This is a genomic window from Propionicimonas sp. T2.31MG-18 (assembly GCF_964266745.1).
GTDB lineage: Bacteria > Actinomycetota > Actinomycetes > Propionibacteriales > Propionibacteriaceae > Propionicimonas.
Genome location: NZ_CAXWGX010000027.1, coordinates 276,998 through 296,383 on the forward strand (window position 1 = coordinate 276,998; position 19,386 = coordinate 296,383).

Annotated in this window: 15 protein-coding genes; 4 read left to right on the forward strand and 11 right to left on the reverse strand. The window is 70.8% G+C overall.

Annotated features, from left to right (window positions below):
* Positions 1–12: 12 nt before the first annotated feature.
* The 3 genes from ACFQQJ_RS14275 to ACFQQJ_RS14285 form a co-directional block, all read right to left on the reverse strand.
* Positions 13–4,323 carry an acyl-CoA dehydratase activase-related protein gene (locus ACFQQJ_RS14275; protein WP_377107420.1) on the reverse strand — a complete coding sequence of 1,437 codons (4,311 nt, stop codon included), beginning with the start codon at positions 4,321–4,323 and terminating at the stop codon, positions 13–15.
* Between the two features lie 60 nt (positions 4,324–4,383).
* Positions 4,384–5,871, reverse strand: coding sequence for a molybdopterin-dependent oxidoreductase (locus tag ACFQQJ_RS14280; protein ID WP_377107422.1), 1,488 nt, complete (start codon positions 5,869–5,871; stop codon positions 4,384–4,386).
* A 69-nt stretch (positions 5,872–5,940) separates the two neighbouring features.
* A complete protein-coding gene (locus tag ACFQQJ_RS14285) occupies positions 5,941–6,978 on the reverse strand; it encodes a LacI family DNA-binding transcriptional regulator (protein WP_377107423.1) in 1,038 nt (345 codons plus the stop codon).
* Between the two features lie 188 nt (positions 6,979–7,166).
* Here ACFQQJ_RS14285 and ACFQQJ_RS14290 point away from each other — a divergent pair, with 188 nt between their 5' ends.
* The 3 genes from ACFQQJ_RS14290 to ACFQQJ_RS14300 all read left to right on the forward strand — a co-directional run bounded on the left by ACFQQJ_RS14290 (position 7,167) and on the right by ACFQQJ_RS14300 (position 10,967).
* Entirely contained in the window at positions 7,167–8,408 is a 1,242-nt protein-coding gene (locus tag ACFQQJ_RS14290; RefSeq protein WP_377107425.1) for an extracellular solute-binding protein, read from the forward strand.
* A gap of 64 nt (positions 8,409–8,472) precedes the next feature.
* Positions 8,473–10,074, forward strand: coding sequence for an ABC transporter permease subunit (locus ACFQQJ_RS14295; protein WP_377107427.1), 1,602 nt, complete (start codon positions 8,473–8,475; stop codon positions 10,072–10,074).
* Positions 10,074–10,967 carry a sugar ABC transporter permease gene (locus tag ACFQQJ_RS14300; protein WP_377107428.1) on the forward strand — a complete coding sequence of 298 codons (894 nt, stop codon included), beginning with the start codon at positions 10,074–10,076 and terminating at the stop codon, positions 10,965–10,967. Before ACFQQJ_RS14295 ends, ACFQQJ_RS14300 begins: the two co-directional genes overlap by 1 nt.
* Positions 10,968–11,135: 168 nt before the next feature.
* Here the strand turns inward: ACFQQJ_RS14300 and ACFQQJ_RS14305 are convergent, their stop codons facing one another.
* From ACFQQJ_RS14305 to lpdA, 5 genes are all read right to left on the reverse strand, one after another.
* Positions 11,136–11,855: a CPBP family intramembrane glutamic endopeptidase gene (locus ACFQQJ_RS14305; protein WP_377107430.1), complete on the reverse strand. Its 720-nt coding sequence runs from the start codon at positions 11,853–11,855 to the stop codon at positions 11,136–11,138.
* A gap of 148 nt (positions 11,856–12,003) precedes the next feature.
* On the reverse strand, positions 12,004–12,486 hold the full coding sequence (locus ACFQQJ_RS14310) for an aminoacyl-tRNA deacylase (RefSeq protein ID WP_377107431.1): 483 nt from the start codon (positions 12,484–12,486) through the stop codon (positions 12,004–12,006).
* Positions 12,487–12,554: 68 nt separating this feature from the next.
* On the reverse strand, positions 12,555–12,830 hold the full coding sequence (locus ACFQQJ_RS14315) for a hypothetical protein (RefSeq protein ID WP_377107433.1): 276 nt from the start codon (positions 12,828–12,830) through the stop codon (positions 12,555–12,557).
* A gap of 189 nt (positions 12,831–13,019) precedes the next feature.
* Entirely contained in the window at positions 13,020–13,181 is a 162-nt protein-coding gene (locus tag ACFQQJ_RS14320) for a Flp family type IVb pilin (protein WP_377107435.1), read from the reverse strand.
* Between the two features lie 266 nt (positions 13,182–13,447).
* On the reverse strand, positions 13,448–14,845 hold the full coding sequence (gene lpdA / locus ACFQQJ_RS14325) for a dihydrolipoyl dehydrogenase (protein WP_377107436.1): 1,398 nt from the start codon (positions 14,843–14,845) through the stop codon (positions 13,448–13,450).
* A gap of 152 nt (positions 14,846–14,997) precedes the next feature.
* On the opposite strand from lpdA, the gene ACFQQJ_RS14330 reads away from it, so the two are divergent.
* Positions 14,998–16,524 (forward strand): helix-turn-helix domain-containing protein, encoded by a 1,527-nt coding sequence (locus tag ACFQQJ_RS14330; protein ID WP_377107438.1) that lies wholly within the window; start codon positions 14,998–15,000, stop codon positions 16,522–16,524.
* 202 nt (positions 16,525–16,726) lie between these two features.
* Here the strand turns inward: ACFQQJ_RS14330 and ACFQQJ_RS14335 are convergent, their stop codons facing one another.
* From ACFQQJ_RS14335 to pdxY, 3 genes are read right to left on the reverse strand one after another with little or no spacing between them, the layout of a single operon-like run.
* The gene (locus ACFQQJ_RS14335; RefSeq protein WP_377107439.1) at positions 16,727–17,209 is read right to left on the reverse strand and encodes a universal stress protein; all 483 of its coding nucleotides are present in this window, start codon (positions 17,207–17,209) and stop codon (positions 16,727–16,729) included.
* Entirely contained in the window at positions 17,206–18,468 is a 1,263-nt protein-coding gene (locus tag ACFQQJ_RS14340; RefSeq protein ID WP_377107441.1) for an SLC13 family permease, read from the reverse strand. The genes ACFQQJ_RS14335 and ACFQQJ_RS14340 overlap by 4 nt, the downstream gene beginning before the upstream one ends.
* Positions 18,469–18,471: 3 nt before the next feature.
* Positions 18,472–19,326: a pyridoxal kinase PdxY gene (gene pdxY / locus ACFQQJ_RS14345; RefSeq protein ID WP_377107443.1), complete on the reverse strand. Its 855-nt coding sequence runs from the start codon at positions 19,324–19,326 to the stop codon at positions 18,472–18,474.
* Between the last annotated feature and the right edge of the window lie 60 nt (positions 19,327–19,386).

Here is a 19,386-nt window from a genome sequence, read left to right on the forward strand (position 1 = left end):
GGTCGCTCCCCGTCAGCTCTCCACGAGCGCTGCGGCGCCGGCCGAGGCGGAGTCCCGGGTGGCCACGGCGCCCGCCCGGTGCGCGCCCGCCACCACCAGCTTGATCCGGTTGAGCTGGTTCACCTCGCTGGCGCCGGGGTCGTAGTCGATCGACGTGATGTTCGCGTGCGGGTAGAGCCTGCGCAGCTCGCGGAACATGCCCTTGCCGACCACGTGGTTGGGCAGGCAGGCGAACGGCTGGGCGCAGATGATGTTCGGGGTGCCGGACTCGATCAGTTCCATCATCTCCGCGGTGAGCAGCCAGCCCTCGCCGGCGGTGGTGCCCAGGGAGACGACGTTGCGGGCCCGCTGTGCCATGGTCGCAAGGTCGGCCTGCACGGTGAACTTGCCGCCACATCGCGCGAGCGCGCGGTTGGCCGGGGCCTGGTACTGCTCGACGAGCCACAGCCCGACCTTCTTGGCGTGCCGGGACTTCTCCCCGATCCCGAGGTGGTGCCACTTCCAGTCGCCGGTGTAGAGCATCTGGCCGAAGAACTCCAGGAGTCCGGGCAGCACGGCCTCGCACCCCTCGTCCTCGATCACCTGGACGGCGTGGTTGTTGGCGTCGGGGTGGAACTTCACCAGGATCTCGCCCACCAGGCCCACCCGCGGGCGCCGGGGCACGTCCCGCAGCGGGAGCGCGTCGAAGGCGGCCACCAGGTGGTCGATGATCCAGCCGTACCCGACGCGGCGTCCGAGAGTGGGGGAGTAGCCGTTGTGGGTGAAGAAGTCCTGGCAGATCGCGTCCCAGCGGCGGTAGAGCGCCTGTGCCGCTCCCGGTTCCCGCTCGTAGGGACGCACGCGCAGCAGGACGGTCTGCAGGAGGTCGCCGAGCACGAGGGCCTGGATGCCCCGGTGCACGAGCGCGGGGCCGAGCGTGAACCCGGGGTTCTCCTCGAACCCCTGGGCGCTGACCGCAACCACCGGAACCTGCGGGAAGCCGGCATCGGCCAGGCCCTTGCGCAGCAGTCCGGCGTAGTTCGTGGCGCGGCACATCCCCCCGGTCTGGGTGATCGCGACGCTGGAGTTGGCCGGATCCGCGCCACCGGTGAGGAACGCGTTGACCAGTTGTCCGACCACCATGATCGCGGGGTAGCACGCGTCGTTGTTCACGTACTTGAGCCCCACCTCGACGTCCTCGGGGGTCGTGCGGTCCAGCAGCTGCACGCGGTAGCCGAACCGCCGCAGGACCGCGACGGCGAAACGGAAGTGGATGGGTGCCATCTGGGGGACGTAGACCGTGTGCGTGCGGCGGGCCTCCGCGGTGAAGACCGCGCGGGTCGCCGCCGTGGCGGCGGTGTCGATGTCGGCGCTGGCCAGTTCGCCACCGGCGCGGCGCTGGGCGGTGGCCGCCTTGAGCGAGCGCAGCCGGATCCGGGCGGCGCCGAGGTTGGAGACCTCGTCGATCTTGAGGACGGTGTGGACGTCGCCGGCGGCCTCGAGGATCTCCTGCACCTGGTCGGTGGTGATCGCGTCGACCCCGCACCCGAACGAGTTCAGCTGGACCAGCTGGAGCCGCGGCTCGGGGGCCGTCGCCGCCGCCGCCTCGTAGAGGCGGGTGTGGTAGGCCCACTGGTCCCGCACCCGCAGGGGACGGGTGACCCGTGGCGCGTCGATCACGCTGTTCTCGGTGAGCACCGCCATCCCCAGGCCCGTGATGAGCTCCGGGATGCCATGGTTGATCTCCGGGTCGAGGTGGTAGGGGCGCCCGGCCAGCACGATGCCGCGCCCGCCGTGCTCGGCGAGCCAGTCCAGCGCCCGGCGTCCCTCCGCACGGATGTCGGCCTTCACCCGCGCGTCCTCGGCGTAGCCCGCCTCCACAGCGTCCCTGGCCTCGGCGAGGCTCACGTCGAAGTCCTCGAAGACCTCGACCAGCCGCTGGGCGAGGTGGGCGGGCTCGTTCAGGTTGAGGAACGGGTCGAGGTAGCGGATCCCGGGTTCCCGGAGCCGCGGGACGTTCTTCTCCAGCACCTGGGGGTAGAAGGCGACGATCGGGCAGTTGAAGTGGTTGTCGGCGTCCGCGAACTGCCGCTGCTCGAACGGGACGCACGGGTAGAAGATCGTCCGCACGCCGCGGTCGAGCAGGTTCTCCAGGTGCCCGTGGGCGAGTTTGGCGGGGTAGCACACGTTCTCCGACGGGATGGACTCCGCCCCGGCGGCGAGGGTCTCGTGGCCCGACCGGCCGGAGAGGACGACCCGGAAGCCCAGCCGCGACAGCACGGTGAACCAGAACGGGTAGTTCTCGTACATGTTGAGCACCCGGGGGATGCCGATGTCGCCCCTCGTGGCCGCGGCGCCGGTGAGGCGGCGGTAGCCGAACACGCGCTGGTAGGTGTAGGCGTAGAGGTTCGGCAGTTCCGACGTCCGCGCGACCTTCGCCGTGCCGGCGGCGCCCCGCTCGCAGCGGTTGCCGGACACGTGCCGCGTCCCGTCGGAGAAGGTGGAGACGGTGAGCTGGCAGTGGTTCTGGCACAGGCGGCAGGTGTCCAGGGCGGTCTCGATCCCGAACGCGTCGAGCTCGTCGGTGCCGAGCAGCTCCGAGCGCGTGCCCGGTGCGAAGGCCGCCTTCGCGGCCAGCGCGGCGCCGAGCGCCCCCATCAGGCCGGCGATGTCGGGACGCACGACCGTCGTCCCGGTCAGCAGCTCGAAGGCGCGCAGCACCGCGTCGTTGAGGAAGGTCCCGCCCTGCACGACCACGCGTTCGCCGAGCTGGGACGCGTCCTTGAGCCGGATCACCTTGTAGAGGGCGTTGCGTACTACGGAGTATGACAGGCCGGCGGAGATGTCCCCGACGTCCGCTCCCTCCTTCTGCGCCTGCTTCACCGACGAGTTCATGAAGACCGTGCACCTGCTGCCCAGGTCCACCGGCTGGGTCGAGGCCATGGCCGAGCGGGCGAAGGCTGCGACGTCGGTGCCCATGGTCTCGGCGAAGGTCTGGAGGAACGAGCCGCAGCCGGACGAGCAGGCCTCGTTCACCGCGATCGAGTCGACGGCGCCGTTGCGGACCCTCAGGTACTTCATGTCCTGCCCGCCGATGTCGATGACCGAGGTGACCCCGGGGCAGACGTGCTCGGCCGCCCGGTAGTGCGCCATCGTCTCGACCTCGCCGTCGTCGACGCGCAACGCCGCCCGGATCAGGTCCTCGCCGTAGCCGGTGACGCACGCGCGTCCCAGCCAGGCGGAGGCGGGCAGTCCCGCGCGCACCTCGCGCAGGATCCCCACGGCGGCGGACACGGGGTCGCCGCGGTTGGACGCGTAGTGGGAGTAGCGCAGGACGTCGTCGGCGTCGAGGAGGACGGCCTTGATCGTGGTGGACCCGGCGTCGATCCCGAGGAAGCACGCTCCGGTGGCGTCGGCCAGCTCGCCGCGGGGGACGGCGGTCGTGGCGTGCCGGGCGTCGAACTCCCGCCGTTCGTCCTCGTCCGCGAACAGCGGACGGAGGTGGCTGCGGGTGAGGGTGAGGCCGGTCCTGCGATCGAGCCCTGCCAGCAGGGCCGCCGCCGGGCGGGGCGTCCCGTCGGCGAGCATCGCGGCACCGATCGCGACGAACAGCTGGGCGTCCGGGGGCGTGGTAAAGCTCGACACCTGACCGGCCAGTGCCCGGCGGTAGGCCTCCCGCAGCTGGGGCAGGAAGTGCAGCGGGCCGCCGAGGAACACGAGGTTCCCGCGGATCGGGTTGCCGGCGGCGAGCCCCGAGATGGTCTGCAGTGCGACGGCCTGGAACACCGAGGCGGCGAGGTCGGCGTGCGCGGCGCCCTGGTTGAGCAGCGGCTGGAGGTCGGACTTGGCGAACACGCCGCAGCGCGAGGCGATCGGGTAGAGGTTCTCGTAGCGGGAGGCGAGGTCGTCCAGGCCGGCGGCGTCGGTGTGCAGCAGCGTGGCCATCTGGTCGACGAAGGCGCCGGTGCCGCCCGCGCACGTGCCGTTCATGCGCTGCTCGGGCACCGGGGTCAGGTAGGTGATCTTCGCGTCCTCCCCGCCGAGCTCGATCACCACGTCCGTGCCCGGGACCAGTGCCCGGACCGCCTCCGTGCTCGCGATCACCTCCTGGACGAACGGCAGGCCGGCGAGCTGGGCCACCTGGACCCCGCCCGAGCCGGTGACCGCTGCGGCCAGCGGGTCCTCGCCGAACCGCCCCGCGACCGCGGCCAGCAGGCTGCGCAGCTCGCCGCGCACGTCGGCGTTGTGCCGCCGGTAGTCGCGGAAGACGACCTGGCGCCCGCGGAGCACGACCGCCTTGACGGTGGTCGAGCCGATGTCGAGGCCCAGGCGCAGGGAGGGCATGAGGCCATCGTGCCCCATCGAAGGGGACCGCGAGGGCCGGGTTCGCGGATCGACTGGCCCTCAGGCCACGTCGACGTCGACCACGTGGTAGCCGGTCGGGCCGTCGGGCAGGACCCCCTGGACCGCGGCCGGCTGGGGCACCCCGGATCCGTCGAACGCGCGGGCGGCGAGCCGGTGGCGCCCGCTGGTCGCGTTCCACGGCAGGTACCACTGCCGCCAGTAGTCGAGGCCGACGTCCGGGCCGAGCCGGGCGTCCTGCCACGGCCCGCCGTCCACCTGGACCTGCACGCGGCTCACGCCCCGGTGGGTCGCCCAGGCGACACCGGCGACGACCGTCGTCCCGGCGAGGATGCGCCCGGTGGGGGTGTCGATGCGGGTCGCGGTCTTGACCGGCGCCTGCTCCGCCCAGCCCCGGGTGGTCCAGTACGCCTGTTCGGCGGCGAAGGTGGTCACCGTGAGCCGGGTCAGCCACTTCGTTGCGCCCACGTACCCGTAGAGGCCGGGCGTCACCAGGCGGGCGGGGAAGCCGTGCTCCGCGGTGAGCGGACGTCCGTCCATGGCGATCGCGACCATCGCGTCCCGCCCGTCGAGCAGGACAGCGAGGGGGGTGCTGGCAGTGAAGCCGTCGGTAGAGGCGCTGAGCACCTGGTCCGCACCGGGGGACGGCTGGGCGCGGGCGAGCAGGTCGGCCACCCGGACACCGGTCCAGCGCGTGCTGCCGCAGTAGGGACCGCCGATCTCGTTGGAGACGCAGGTGAGGGTGATGTCCCGCTCGATCATCGGCAGCGCCAGCAGCTCGTCGCAGGACAGGGAGAACGGGCGGGCCACCATGCCGGTGACCTCGAGCCGCCAGGCCCCCGGGTCGAGCTGGGGCACGAGCAGGGCGGTGTCGATCCTGTAGAAGTCCTTCACCGGCGTGCGCAGCGGCGTCACCCCGGCGACGGTCGCCTCCAGGCCTGCCGGCAGCGGGGGAGCCGGGGTCGCGGCGGACGGCAGGGTGACCCCGGCCGGCGGCCGGCCCCCGGCCCCGCCGAAGGTCGCCGTGACGGCCGCCGCGGCCACCCCCGCGCCCGCGGTGAGCACCAGGCGACGGTCGGGGCCGGCGTGATCCGGCGGGTGCGACAGCGTGGACGCCCTGCGGTGGTGCCACCGGAGGATCCCGGCGGCCACCAGCGCGGCGGCCAGGCTGGGCAGGAAGGCGAGCGGCCCGGCGTCCGGACGGGTGAGCGCCGCGGCGATGCCGGTCGCGCCGAGGAGGGCAGCGGTGAGGTCGCCCAGCGGCCGCCACCGGCGAGAGCCCAGCCCGGCGAGCACGCCGAGAACGCCGACGGCGAGGGCGACGACGGCCACGAGAACGGCCTTGTCCGCGGTCCCCAGGGTGGACGCCGCCCACTCCTTCAGTGCCGGCGGCGCGAGGTCGATCACCGCGGAGCCGACCGCGATCAACGGGGCCGAACCGGGCGCGACCAGCGCGCCGAGCACCTGGCCCGCAGCGAGGCCCGCGCCGGCGGCGGTGAGCCCGGCGAGGCCGCTGTCGAGGCGGGTCACCGGGCCAGTATCCCCGCGCCCGACGGGCCGTCCGGGCGCGGGGGAGTGGGCACTGTTGCCCAGGCGGGGCTAGTGGGGTGCGGCGTGTGTGGACGCGCGCACGATCAGCTCGGGCCGGAAGAGCAGTTCGGTGCGCGGTCCGGGATTGCCGTCCATCTCGCCGAGCATGGCGGCGACCACCGCCTGGCACATCGCGCCCACGGGCTGGTGGACGGTGGTCAGGGGCGGGTCGACGAAGGCGATCAGCGGGGAGTCGTCGTAGCCGATCACCGAGACGTCCTCGGGCACGGAGAGCCCCTTGCCCCGCACGCCCCGGATCGCCCCCAGCGCCATCAGGTCCGACCCGCACACCAGCGCGGTGTGGCCGGACTCGACCAGGCGCTCGGCAGCGGCGTGTCCCCCTTCGAGGGTGTACAGGGTGCGGAAGATGTGGGGCTCGGGGTCGTCGATACCGAGGTGGTCGGCCAGGGCCGTGCCGAACGAGGCGATCTTCCGCTGCGCGGGCACCAGGCGGTCCGGGCCGATCACCAGGCCGACGCGGGTGTGCCCGAGGGAGGCCAGGTGGCGGATCGCACTGTCCATGCCGGCCGCCTCGTCGGTGGCGACGAACGTGCCGTCCACCCCGGGCGCCCAGCCGTTGACGAACGCGAGCGGGATGCCCCGTCCCCGCAGGTCGTGATAGCGGTCGAGGGACGCGGAGGAGTCGGCGTGCAGGCCGGAGACGAAGATGATCCCGGAGACGCCCTGGCCGAGCAGCAGCTCGATCGACTCGTCCTCGGTCGTGCCGCCGGGGGACTGTGTGCACAGCAGCGGGGTGTACCCGTGCTGCGACAGCCGGGACTCCAGGCCCTGGGCGAAGGCGGGGAAGATCGGGTTGTTGAGCTCGGGAACGACCACCCCCACCAGTCCGCTGGTCTTGTGCCGCAGGATCGCGGGGCGCGCGTAGCCCAGCATGTCGAGGGCTGCCAGCACCGAGCCGCGGACCTCGTCGCCCACGCCCGGCTTCCCGTTGAGGACCCGCGAGACCGTGGCGGTGCTCACGCCGGACAGTTCCGCGATGTCGAGCAACCGGGGCTTGGGCGCCCCCGCTGCGCGCTTGTGTGCCATCTTGCTCCGTTCCCGACTGCATCGTCGCGGCAGAAACGTATCGGATCAGGGGAGGTCCCTGTAACCGTTATCATCTCGACTCGGTAACGATCGCGCAATGCGTTGCGCAAATCCTGCAACGCGGTACTACGCTGCCGGTACACAGCCGCCTCCCTCGGCGGCCGATGCCATCAACGAAGAGGAGCATGATGCGAAGGAGCATCGTCAGTCTTGGAGTCGTCACCGCGATCGTGGCGCTCAGTGCATGTTCAACCACGCCCGCCGCACCGTCGTCCAGCGCGCCCGCCTCGCCGGCGTCCAGCGCCGCGGCCGACTACAGCGGCACCACCCTGACGGTGTGGGTCGACGACACGCGACTCGCGGCGACCCAGGCTGCGGCGAAGGCGTTCGAGACCGCCACCAAGGCCAAGGTCGAGCTCGTCAAGAAGAACTTCGCAGACATCCAGGCCGACTTCACCTCCCAGGTGCCCACCGGTAAGGGCCCGGACGTGACGATCGGCGCGCACGACTGGCTGGGCAACCTGATCCAGAACGGCGTGGTGGCCCCGATCGAGCTCGGCGACAAGGCCGGAGAGTTCGCCCCGGTGGCGATCCAGGCCTTCACCCAGGACGGCCAGGTGTACGGCGTCCCGTACGCGATCGAGAACATCGGCCTGATCCGCAACACCAAGCTGGCTCCCGAGGCTCCGGCGACGTGGGACGACGCCCTCGCCGCCGGCAAGAAGGCCGGCACCAAGTACCCGATCCTGCTCCAGCTCGGCACGACGGGCGACCCCTACACGGCCTACCCGCTGCAGACCTCCTTCGGCGCCCCGGTGTTCACCCAGAACGCGGACGGCTCCTACACCAGCGAACTCGCCATGGGCGGCGCCAACGGTGAGAAGTTCGCCCAGTGGCTCGCCGACCAGGGCAAGTCGGGAGTGCTCGACACCGCGATCACCTACGACATCGCGGTGGACGCCTTCGCCAAGGGCAAGTCGCCGTTCATCATTGGCGGCCCCTGGATGCTCGAGAAGTTCAAGGGCCTCGACCTGGCGATCGACGCGATCCCGTCCGCCGGCGGCCAGAAGGCCTCGCCGTTCGTGGGCGTCCAGGGCTTCTTCATCTCGTCGAAGTCGGCCAACCCGATCGTGGCCAACGACTTCCTGACCAACTACATCGCCACCACCGACGTGCAGTACTCCATGTACGAGGCGGGGCAGCGCACGCCGGCCCTGACCAGCGCGGCGGAGAAGGCGGCCGGCGACACGCTCACCGCCGGCTTCGCGAAGGTGGCCGCGGACGCGGTGCCGATGCCGTCGATCCCCGAGATGGCCTCCGTGTGGACGTTCTGGGGCGTGACGGAGGCGAACATCGTCTCCGGCAAGCAGCAGCCGGTCGCCGGGTGGCAGAAGATGATCTCCGACATCCAGGCGAAGATCAAGAAGTAGGTTGTCGCCGGGGGGCGCCGAGGGATCGGCGCCCCCTGCCGCACACCCGCATCCACCGACGATCATGACTGATCTGATGGAACCGGCGGTCGGCGAGACCGCACCCGTGCAGAAGAAGGCCTGGAGCTCACGCGAGTTCGGTGTGGGGTTCGTGGTCAAGCTGTTCCTGATGGCGCTGGTGAACGCGCTGGGGATCTTCATCCTGCTGGCAGCCTGGCGCGAGGGTTCGTGGGCGGTCTTCGGCGCCATGCTGGTGATCCTGCTCGCGCTCGACTGGGTGTACTTCTCGCGCCGGCACACGCTGCCGGCCAAGTACATCGCCCCGGGCGTCGTCTTCCTGCTGGTGTTCCAGGTCTTCGTGATCCTGTACACCGCCTACATCTCGTTCACCAACTACGGCGACGGGCACAACCTCGACAAGGAACAGGCGATCGCCTCGATCCTGTCCCAGAACGAGAAGCGGGTCGAGGGTTCGGCCGCCTACCCGCTCACCGTGGTGTACCGCGGCGAGGAGCTCGGCTTCGCCATCGTCGACAACGGCACCGTGAAGGTCGGCACGGCCACGCAGGCCCTCGAGCCGGCTCCCGGGGCGACCCTGGCCGGCACGCGGGTGACGGCGGTTCCCGGCTACACGATCGCCACGCAGCAGCAGGTCTTCAGCAACCAGGCTGCCGTGACCAGCCTCCGCGTCCCGTTCAGTGCGAACGCCGCCGACGGCTCGATCCGCACCCAGAACGGCACGACGGGCTACCTCTACACGTCGGTGTTCGTCTACAACGCCGCCGTCGGCACCATGACCGACACGGCGTCCGGCACGGTCTACACCGCGAACGACCGGGGCCAGTTCGTCTCGGCCGACGGCAAGTCGCTGGCGACCGGCTGGCGCGTGGCGGTGGGGTTCGAGAACTTCACCAAGGCCGTCACCGACGAGCAGTACGCGGGCCCGTTCTTCCGGGTCCTGGCGTGGAACCTCGCCTTCGCGCTGCTGTCGGTGCTCACCACGTTCCTGCTGGGCCTGTTCCTGGCCATCGTCATGAACGAGGAGAAGGTGCGCGGCCGCAAGATCTACCGCACGCTCCTGCTCTTGCCCTACGCGCTTCCGGGCTTCCTCTCGGCGCTGATCTGGTCGGGTCTGCTCAACACGAAGTTCGGCTTCATCAACCAGGTCATCCTCGGCGGGGCGGAGATCCCGTGGCTGGACGACCCGTGGCTGGCGCGGCTGTCCGTCCTCGGGGTGAACCTGTGGCTGGGCTTCCCGTACATGTTCCTGGTGGCCACGGGAGCCCTCCAGGCACTGCCGGCAGACATCAAGGAGGCCGCGAAGGTGGACGGCGCCGGCCCGGTGCGCACCTGGCTGTCGGTGACGGGGCCGCTGGTGCTGATCACCACGGCGCCGCTGCTGATCGCCAGCTTCGCGTTCAACTTCAACAACTTCACCCTGATCTACATGCTCACCAAGGGCGGGCCGCGCTTCGGGGACACGTCCGCCCCCATCGGTGCGACCGACCTGCTGATCACGATGGTCTACTCGATCTCGGGCGTGGACGGCTCCGCGCCGAAGAACTACGGCCTGGCCAGTGCGTTGTCGATCGTGATCTTCGTGCTCGTCGCGGTGATCGCCGGTCTCGGCTTCCGCCAGACCCGCAAGCTGGAGGAGGTGCTGTGATGGCCGCGACAGCGAAGGCGATCGCGCCCGCCGAGCGACGCAGGATGACGCCGCGGAAGTGGCTGAGCCACCTCGGGTGGCGGCACCTGGTGGGCCTCGTCGCGGTGGTCTACGCGGCGTTCCCCGTGGTGTACGTGGTGTCCGCGTCCCTGACGACCGACGGGACGCTGACCGGCTCCAACCAGCTGTTCCAGACGATCTCGGGGGCGAACTTCGCGGCTCTCAACGCGACGAAGTTCTGGGCATGGATGGGCAACACCCTGGTGATCGCTGTCGCGACGGCGATCGGCACGGTGGTGATGGGAGCCGCGGCGGCGTACGCGTTCTCGCGCTTCCGTTTCACCGGACGCCGCGCGGGGCTGACCAGTCTCCTGATCATCCAGATGTTCCCGCAGGTGCTCGCTTTCGTCGCGATCTTCCTGCTCCTGCTCACGCTCGGCGAGGTCGTGCCTGCGCTGGGCCTGGACTCCCGCCTCGCGCTGATCATGGTCTACCTGGGCGGAGCGCTGGGGGCGAACACCTTCCTGATGTACGGGTTCTTCAACTCCGTGCCGATGGAGATCGACGAGGCGGCCAAGATCGACGGCGCCACGCACGCCCAGACCTACTGGACGATCGTGCTGCCGCTGGTCGTGCCGATCCTCGCCGTGGTGTCGCTGCTGAGCTTCATCTCGTCGTTTGCGGAATTCGTCGTGGCGCGGGTCGTGCTCCAGACGGAGGAGAACTGGACACTGGCGGTCGGGCTCTACAGCATGGTGTCGTCGCAGAAGGACGCGAACTGGGGCCTGTTCGCCGCCGGGGCCGTCGTCGCGGCGCTGCCCGTCCTGCTGCTGTTCCTCTTCCTCCAGCGCTACATCGTGTCCGGCCTCACCGCGGGAGCGGTCAAGGGCTGAGCGCGGGGGAGCGGTCACCCGGCTTCGCTACGCGCGTTTCACGACGCTGCGCGAACCCACGCAGCGTCGTGAAACAGACGTAGCGAGGGCGCGGTTCATCGCGCCACGACGCGGCGCTGTATCGGACGGTCTCTGACACCGACTGAGCGGCCCGGCAGGGGAGTGCGACTAGAGGCCGAGGGCCACCGGTAGCAGGAAGAGCACGCCCATCGCCCAGATCACGTGCGTGATCACCGGCGCGAGGACGCCGCCGGTGACGCGGCGCTGGAGGCCCACCACCACGCCGACGAGGGCGGCGGAGAGCACCATCACCGGCAGCCCGGTCGGGATCGTCGTGAGGGCGTAGACGAGGGTCGTGACGAGCATCGCCTGGCGGCCGCCCACGGCCGCGTACAACGCGCCACGGAAGAACAGCTCCTCGCCGATCGCGTTGAGCAGCGTGAGCAGCACGACGACGGGGAGGAAGCTGAAGTAGGACGGCACGAGCAGGACGGCCAGCTGGTCGCGCAGGGCCGGCACGGGGCTGGCGAGGGCCGCGACGCCGAGGAAGAGTCCCAGCAGGAGGAGCCCCAGGATGACGGCCTGGAGGACCCCGCGGCTCGCGCGCTGCCCGTCCCTGCTGTTCGCACTGCCGAGGTAGAGCTTGCCCGACAGCAGGCCGCCGACGATCCAGGTAACGGCCAGGGCGAGCGTCGCCGCATAGTAGGCGGGGTTGCCGGGGGACAGCCGCAGGCTCCAGGCCAGCATGAACGAGCCGACGGCGAGCGTCACCGAGGAGATCCAGCGCCGTTGGACCAGGGCCTCCGCGGACTCCTCGTGGTCCCGGTCCACCCGGTCGACGAGAGCGGCGCGGAAGAACGCCCGCAGCTCGGTGACAGGGTTGATCACAGTACTGTTCCTTCGCTCGGGGCGCCGGGGGGCACTGGGCGACATGCTAGTGGTCCCGGACCGGCCGTCCCGGAAGGTGGGGGACCGGACGCGCGGGACGTCGTGTCGGGGGCCCTCCGGTGGGCCCGGAGCGGCGGACGGGGCGCTCTCACGGCGCCTCCGAGCACAGGTCGGCCAGCACGACATCGCCCCGCAGCCCCGCGAGGTCGGCAGCGGCGAGTTCCACCGACACCTCGGGAAGCCCGCTGCCGCAGTAGAGGACCGAATGTCCCAGCAGGCCGAGGTCGAGCACGAGCGTGGCCCTGGGATCGTCACAGGCGGGCGTCACTCCGCCCGGCTCCATGCCGAGGACGGCGAGGGTCTCGGTCCCGGCCGGACGCAGGGACGTGCGGGGGACGCCGAGCGCGCGGGCCAGGTTGCCGTACCGCAGGCGTGCCCGTCCGGGGATCGCGGCGAGCACGATCCGTCCGTCGGGCAGGGTGAAGGCCAGCGTCTTGGCGGAGGTGTCCACGTCGAGCCCGGTCAGGTGCAGTTCCGACTCGGTGCGTGCGGCCGGGTGCTCGTGCAGGCGGTGAGCCACACCTGCACGGGCGAGGACGGTGGCGGCGACGGGAGTGCGTGCGCTGGTCACAGCAAGGAGTGTGCCCGATCCACGCTCAGCGGGGACCGGGCACCGGACAGTCGTGCGTCAGATGGGGCTCAGAAGGAGCGGACGTGCACGGGGATCGCGGTGAGTCCGCCGGGGATCGGCGACCAGGCCGGACGCGCGGGAGCCGGCGGCGTCGGGGCGGGTGCGGGGGCCTCGTCGTAGACGACGACGCCCTGGTACTCGGGGTGGCAGCGAAGGACGTGCTCGACGCCCAGTGCGCGGCTGTGGAAACGGTCGTCGCAGGCGGCGCAGATGAAGCGTTCGTCGGTCTGGACCACACGGTCCAGCCAACGGTCGAACCGGGCGACCAGCTGGGTGAGGCTCATCTCTTGCGTCCGATCAGTGGGGGGCTTCAGGGGACCGGTGAGGCTCGGGGGAACCTCTTCAAGTGTCATAATGTTCCTTATCGGACAACCTGGGGAGTTCTCCGGCAAGGCTTCTTCCGCCTGCCTCCGGCGTGCGGGGATCCCGGTGTTCGCGGGCGTTCCGGACCGTTGGCCTGCGGGTGTTCGTTCTTACGGACTGAAGGTGGAGAAGAAGGTCGCCACCGGGGTGAACAGGCCCTGGGTGCCGATACCCAGTGCCGCGACGCCCACGATGACCACGGCGGCGATGAAGGCGACGAAGATGCCGTATTCAACGGCGGTCGCCCCGCGCTCCGGGTTCCATTTCCTCACCCCTCGATACTAATGCACCGACCATTGCCGTGAAAAGCCCGTTTTCGCTAGTGAATAGGGCATTTTCAGCGACATTCTGTCCCCCTCAGGGGCGACATTTCCCCGATTATGTCCCCCGTGGGGAGGACATTTGTCCCCCGTTGGGAGGACACGGCCCTGCAGCGCTCGTCCGCCCGCTCCGGACGCACGACAGCCCCGCCGCCACGGGTTTCCCGGGTGCGATGGGGCTGGTGGGCCCGGCCGGCTGTAGACCGGCCAGGGCGTTCCTACAGGTTGATCATGTGTCCCGCGATGCCTTCCACGGCCTCCTTGAGGGCCTCGGAGAGGCTCGGGTGCGCGTGGATGTTGCGTCCGACCTCGTCCGCGGTGAGGTCCCACTGCTGGGCCAGTGTGAGTTCGGGGAGCAGTTCGGACACGTCCGGGCCGATCATATGGGCGCCCAGGATCTCGTTGTAGCGGGCGTCCGCGACGACCTTGACGAAGCCGGTGGCATCGCCCAGGCCGTGCGCCTTGCCGTTGGCGCTGAACGGGAACTTGGCGACCTTCACCTCGTAGCCGCGCTCGGCGGCCTGGGCCTCCGTGTAGCCGAACGAGCCGATCTGCGGCTGGCAGTACGTCGCGCGCGGGATCATGTCGTAGTTGATCGGCATGGTCTCGGCCCCGGCGATGGTCTCCGCGGCCACGACGCCCTGGGCTTCCGCGGTGTGGGCGAGCATCAGCTTCATCGTGACGTCGCCGATGGCGTAGATGCCCGCGACGTTCGTCCGCATGTAGTCGTCGATCGCGATGGCCCCACGCTCGGTGAGGGCGACCCCGGTGTTCTCCAGCCCGTAGCCGGTCGTCCGCGGGGCGAAGCCGAGGGACTGGAGGACGCGCTCGGCCTCCAGAACCTGCCCCTCTCCCCCACCGGCCGGGCTGACCCGCACCCGCACGCCGTCGGAGTGCTCCTCGATGCCGTCCACCTTGGTGGACGTCAGCACCTTCACGCCGAGCTTCTTGTACGCCTTGAGCAGCTCGGCCGCGACCTCGGGGTCCTCGTTGGGGACCATGCGGTCGAAGTACTCCACGATGGTGACGTCCACCCCGTAGTTGGCGAGGACGTAGGCGAACTCGGTGCCGATCGCGCCGGCGCCGCAGATCACGATCGAACTGGGCAGGCGGTCGGAGAGGATCTGCTCCTCGTAGGTGAACACCCGCTCGCTGCGCTGGGTTCCCGGCAGCATCTTCGTGGTGGCGCCGACGGCGATGATGCAGTCGTCGAAGGTGATCGTGTCCTCGCCGTTGTCGGTGGTGACCGCGATCGTCCGGGCGTCGGTGAAGGTGCCCCAGCCGTTGATCTCGGTGATCTTGTTCTTCCTCATCAGGAAGTGGACGCCCTTCACCATGCGGTCCGACACCGCCCGGCTGCGATCGAAGGCGGCCTTGAAGTTGAACCGCACCTCGCCCTCGATGCCGAAGGTCGACGCCTCCTTGGTGAAGATGTGGGCGAGTTCCGCGTTCCGCAGCAGGGCCTTGGTCGGGATGCAGCCGACGTTCAGGCACACACCGCCCCACCACTGCTTCTCGATGACGGCGACGCTCTTGCCCAGCTGGGCCGCACGGATCGCAGCGACATAACCCCCCGGACCGGCACCGAGGACGACGACATCGAAGTGTTGGGTCATGATGGTCACCTTAACCGACCGGGGCGAGCGTTGTCGGGGCGTCGCCGGGTGCCGGTCGGGGTATTGCTGCACATCCCCCGGAGACTGCGTGGGACGGCCACTTCTGCGGCGGGGCTCGGCGTTCATATCCCATATGACATAAGGTGCGTGGCGTGGCAGACCTCCTCCCGAGCAGCATCGGCACCCTGATCCGGGACGCGCGCAAGCAGCGCGGCCTGACCCAGCAGGAACTGGCGGACGTGCTGGGCACCTCGCAGAGCGCGGTGCACCGGATCGAGTCCGGCGGGCAGAACCTGAGCCTGGAGATGATCAACCGGATCGCCGGCGCCCTGGACTCCCCCCTCATCCACGCGGGTCCCGCCGGACCCACGCACCTGCGCATCCACGGCCCGGTGACGCTCCACGGCTCGATCGCCGTCCGCTCGTCGAAGAACGCGGCGGTGGCACTGCTGTGCGCGTCCCTGATCAACCACGGCCGGACCGTCCTGCGCGGCATCGCCCAGATCGAGGAGGTCAACCGGATCCTCGAAGTGCTCACCAGCATCGGCGTCCGGGCCACCTGGTCGGCGGACAAGTCCGAGCTGGAGCTGGTGCGTCCGGCCCGGCTCGATCTCGCCCGGATGCACGCGGAAGCCGCGCGCCGGACGCGCTCGATCATCATGTTCCTCGGCCCCCTGCTGCACTCCGAGGACGCGTTCGACCTCCCCTATGCCGGCGGCTGCAACCTCGGCGCCCGCACCGTCACCCCGCACCTCCAGGCGCTGCGCCACTTCGGGCTGACCGTCCGCACCACGCAGGGCCTCTACCACGCGGAGGTGCACCCGACGCCGGAGGCGGACCGGCGCATCACCCTCACCGAGCGCGGCGACACCGTCACCGAGAACGTGCTGATGGCCGCGGCCCAGTTCCCCGGGAGCACGGAGATCCGCAACGCCTCGAGCAACTACATGGTGCAGGACCTGTGCTTCTTCCTCGCCGAGCTCGGCGTGCGGATCGAGGGCATCGGCACCACGACGCTCACGGTGCACGGGTTGGACCGGATCGAGGCGGACGTCGCGTTCTCCCCCTCCGAGGACCCGATCGAGGCCATGAGCCTGATCACGGCGGCCATCGTCACCGGCTCGGAACTGACCGTGCAGCGCGCGCCGATCGAGTTCCTCGACATCGAGCTGGCGATCCTGTCCGAGATGGGCCTGGACTTCACGCTCAGCCCCGAGTACCGCTCCGACAACGGCCAGACGCGGCTGGTGGACATCACCGTCCGCCCGTCGGTGCTGCATGCCGCGGCCGACAAGATCCACCCGATGCCGTTCCCAGGGCTGAACATCGACAACCTGCCGTTCTTCGCGGTGATCGCTGCGGTGGCAGAGGGCCGGACGATGATCCACGACTGGGTCTACGAGAACCGGGCGATCCACCTCGTCGAGCTCAACAAGCTCGGCGCGGACGTCCAGCTGCTCGACCCGCACCGGATCGTGGTGACCGGCCCGACGCGCTGGCGCGGGCAGGAGCTCATCTGCCCGCAGGCGCTGCGTCCGGCCGTGTGCCTGCTGCTGGCGGCGCTGGCCGCGCGCGGGACGAGCGTGCTGCGCGACGTGTACGTGATCAACCGCGGCTACGAGGACCTGCCCAACCGGCTCAACGCCCTCGGCGCGCGGATCGACGTCTTCAAGGACTGAGCCAGAGCCTCGTCACCCCCGGCGGCACGGCATCGCCCGGCTCCACCCTTCCGCCGAGGGCCAGCCTTGACGCCGAGGGCCAGCACCAGGGAGCGAGCCCTCGACCTCAAGGCTGGCCCTCGCGAACGGGGGCTGGCCCTCACGCAGGAAGGCTGGCCCTCAGGCACGGGGGTGACCCGCGGGGAGCGGGTGGTGGGCGCGGTCAGGGGTGGTCGGGCGGCGGCGGGATGGACGCCAGGCCGGGTGCCCGTCCGGGCCACACCAGCAGGACGCGGCACGGGGCGTGGTCGACGACGAAACGGGTGTGCCGGTCGAGGCTGCGGGGTCCCAGACGCGACAGGTCGCCGTCCCTGGCCAGCACCAGCAGGTCGGCGTCCGCCGCCGCGGCCGTCACCTCCCTCTCGACGCGGCCGGTGCGCAGCTCCACCTCCGCCGGACGTCCGAGGCGGCCGGCAGCGGCGTCGAGCATCGCCCGCGTCGCCTCCTCAGCGATCGCCGTGACCCGTGCACCGGGGTCACGACCGGCACCGCGTCCCCACAGGCCGGTGCGCGCACCGGAGACCTGGGCGGCGACGTCGCCGGGCACCGCGGCCAGCAGGCGCACCTCGGCGTCGGGGAAGAGATCCGTGACGGCGTCCACGCACGCCGGCCAGGTGGCCTCGGTGATCCAGACCAGAACCTTCACAGTGCACCTCCGAACAGTCGGACCGACGCCCACAGCGCCAGCACAGAGACGACGATGGCGACCGGGGTCGCCAGCAGCCCGAGCAGGGTGAACTCCCCCAGCGGCGCCTCGTGGTCGTGCGCGTGCACGATCCGGCGCCACAGCAGCGTGGCGAGCGATCCCACGTAGGTGAGGTTGGGGCCGACGTTCACCCCGATGAGGACGGCGAGGACCGGCCCCACTCCCCCACCGGTGGCCAGCGGGAGCAGGATCAGCACCGCCGGCAGGTTGTTCACGAGGTTCGCCAGCACCGCGGCGAGGCCGGCCCACCACAGCAGCGCGACGAGGGAGTCGTCGCCGGGGACGAGGTGTGCCATCGCGTCGGCGAGGCCGTTGTCGACCACCGCCTTCACCACGATCCCCAGCGAGAGGACGAACGCGAGGAACGGCAGGTTGAGCGCTCCGGCCACCTCCGGGACGCGGACCTGACCGCGACGGACGGCCCGCACCGCGAGCACGAGGGCGCCGGCCGCCGCCACCCACGCCACCTCCACCCCGGCCAGCGACGCGACGACGAAGCCGAGCAGGGTGAGGGCGAGCACCGTCGCGCTGAACCGCGGCAGCGCCACCTCGTCGGACACGGCAACCCCCGCGCCCGCGGAGACCGTCAGATCGCCGGCGAAGTACCAGCGGAAGGCGAGGTACTCCACGACGAGGACGGCGAGCCACGGCAGCAGCATCACCAGGCCGAACTGGACGAAGCCGATGCCCAGGGCGGTCATGGCGAGCAGGTTCGTCAGGTTCGACACCGGCAGCAGCAGCGAGCCGCCGTTGGCCAGGTGGGTGCACGCGTAGACGTGCGGCCGTGGCCGGACACCGACCCGGGCCGCCGTGGCGAAGACCACCGGGGTGAGCAGCACGACCGTGGCGTCCAGGCTCAGGACGGCCGTCGTGATCGCGGCGACGGCGAAGACCAGCAGGAGCAGGCGGTGCGGCTCGCCGCGGCTGCGGCGGGCCATGAACTGCCCGGCCCACTCGAACAGCCCGTCGCGGGCGCACAACTCGCTGAGCACGAGGACCGCCGCCAGGAACCCCACCACCGGGAGGAGTTGGGCGGTCTCCTCGGCAGCCTGCGACCAGCCGAGCCCCCCGGTGAGCAGGACGACGGCCGCGGCCGGGACCGCGGCGACGGCCTCCGGCAGGCCGCGGGGACGGATGACGGCGAACGCCAGGACGGCGACCAGGAGGATCGCCGCGAGGGCTTCCGCGCCGGGCGACATGGGCTAGCGCAACCGCTCCACGTCGAAGTGGAAGTCCGGGGCGACGAGCTGCTCCTGCGCCTGCACGAGCAGCAGTTCCGTCGAGCCGGCCTCGGTGGTCGCCTTCAACAGCGAGTACACCGCGTCGGCGGTGCGTCCCATCGCCTGCCCGACGTCGTCGCCCTCGAGGTGGTGGGCGAGGAAGAGGGCTGCGGTCAGGTCGCCGGACCCGGTGAAGTTCCGCTCCAGCCGCGGCGTGATCACCTGCCAGGCGCCGTCGGCGGTCACCGCGAGCATCCGGATCTCCTCCGGGTGGTCCCCCTCCAGCACGGTCGAGGTGACCAGCACGACCTCGGGCCCCTTCTCCCGCAGGGCGTCCGCGGCGTCCAGCACCTCGGCGACGCTCGTCGTGGTGCGCCCGGTGAGGAAGTCGAGCTCGAAGTGGTTGGGGGTGACGATCTGGGCCGCGGGCACCACCTTGTCGCGCATGAACTCCGGGATGCCCGGACGCACGTAGATCCCGCGGCCCACGTCGCCGATCACCGGGTCGCAGCAGTACACGGCGCGGGGGTTGCGCTCACGCACGAGGTCGACGGCCCGCAGCACCTCTGCGCCGACCGCTTCCGCGCCCTGGTAGCCGGACAGCACGGCGTCGACCCGGCCCAGCACGCCCCGCTCGTCGATGCCGGTCACCACCTCTGCGATGTCGGACGCGGCCAGCAGGGGCCCCCGCCACGCGCCGTACCCGGTGTGGTTGGAGAAGTGGACGGTGATCACCGGCCAGACCTCGACCCCGACGCGCATGAGCGGGAAGGTCGCCGCACTGTTGCCGACGTGGCCGTAGGCCACCGAGGACTGGATGGAGAGGATCGTGGTCACGGCGACATTCAACACGCCGCGTGGGGTTTGGGCGAGCCGTGGGCCGCGCGGCGGGATGGA

Excerpts from the sequence above, each read along its gene's own strand:
- ACFQQJ_RS14275 (WP_377107420.1), bottom strand. The coding sequence starts at position 4,323 with ATGCCCTCCCTGCGCCTGGGCCTCGACATCGGCTCGACCACCGTCAAG.
- lpdA (WP_377107436.1), bottom strand. The coding sequence starts at position 14,845 with ATGACCCAACACTTCGATGTCGTCGTCCTCGGTGCCGGTCCGGGGGGT.
- ACFQQJ_RS14340 (WP_377107441.1), bottom strand. The coding sequence starts at position 18,468 with ATGTCGCCCGGCGCGGAAGCCCTCGCGGCGATCCTCCTGGTCGCCGTC.
- ACFQQJ_RS14285 (WP_377107423.1), bottom strand. The coding sequence starts at position 6,978 with ATGGCACACAAGCGCGCAGCGGGGGCGCCCAAGCCCCGGTTGCTCGAC.
- ACFQQJ_RS14295 (WP_377107427.1), top strand. The coding sequence starts at position 8,473 with ATGACTGATCTGATGGAACCGGCGGTCGGCGAGACCGCACCCGTGCAG.
- ACFQQJ_RS14315 (WP_377107433.1), bottom strand. The coding sequence starts at position 12,830 with ATGAGCCTCACCCAGCTGGTCGCCCGGTTCGACCGTTGGCTGGACCGT.
- ACFQQJ_RS14290 (WP_377107425.1), top strand. The coding sequence starts at position 7,167 with ATGCGAAGGAGCATCGTCAGTCTTGGAGTCGTCACCGCGATCGTGGCG.
- ACFQQJ_RS14300 (WP_377107428.1), top strand. The coding sequence starts at position 10,074 with ATGGCCGCGACAGCGAAGGCGATCGCGCCCGCCGAGCGACGCAGGATG.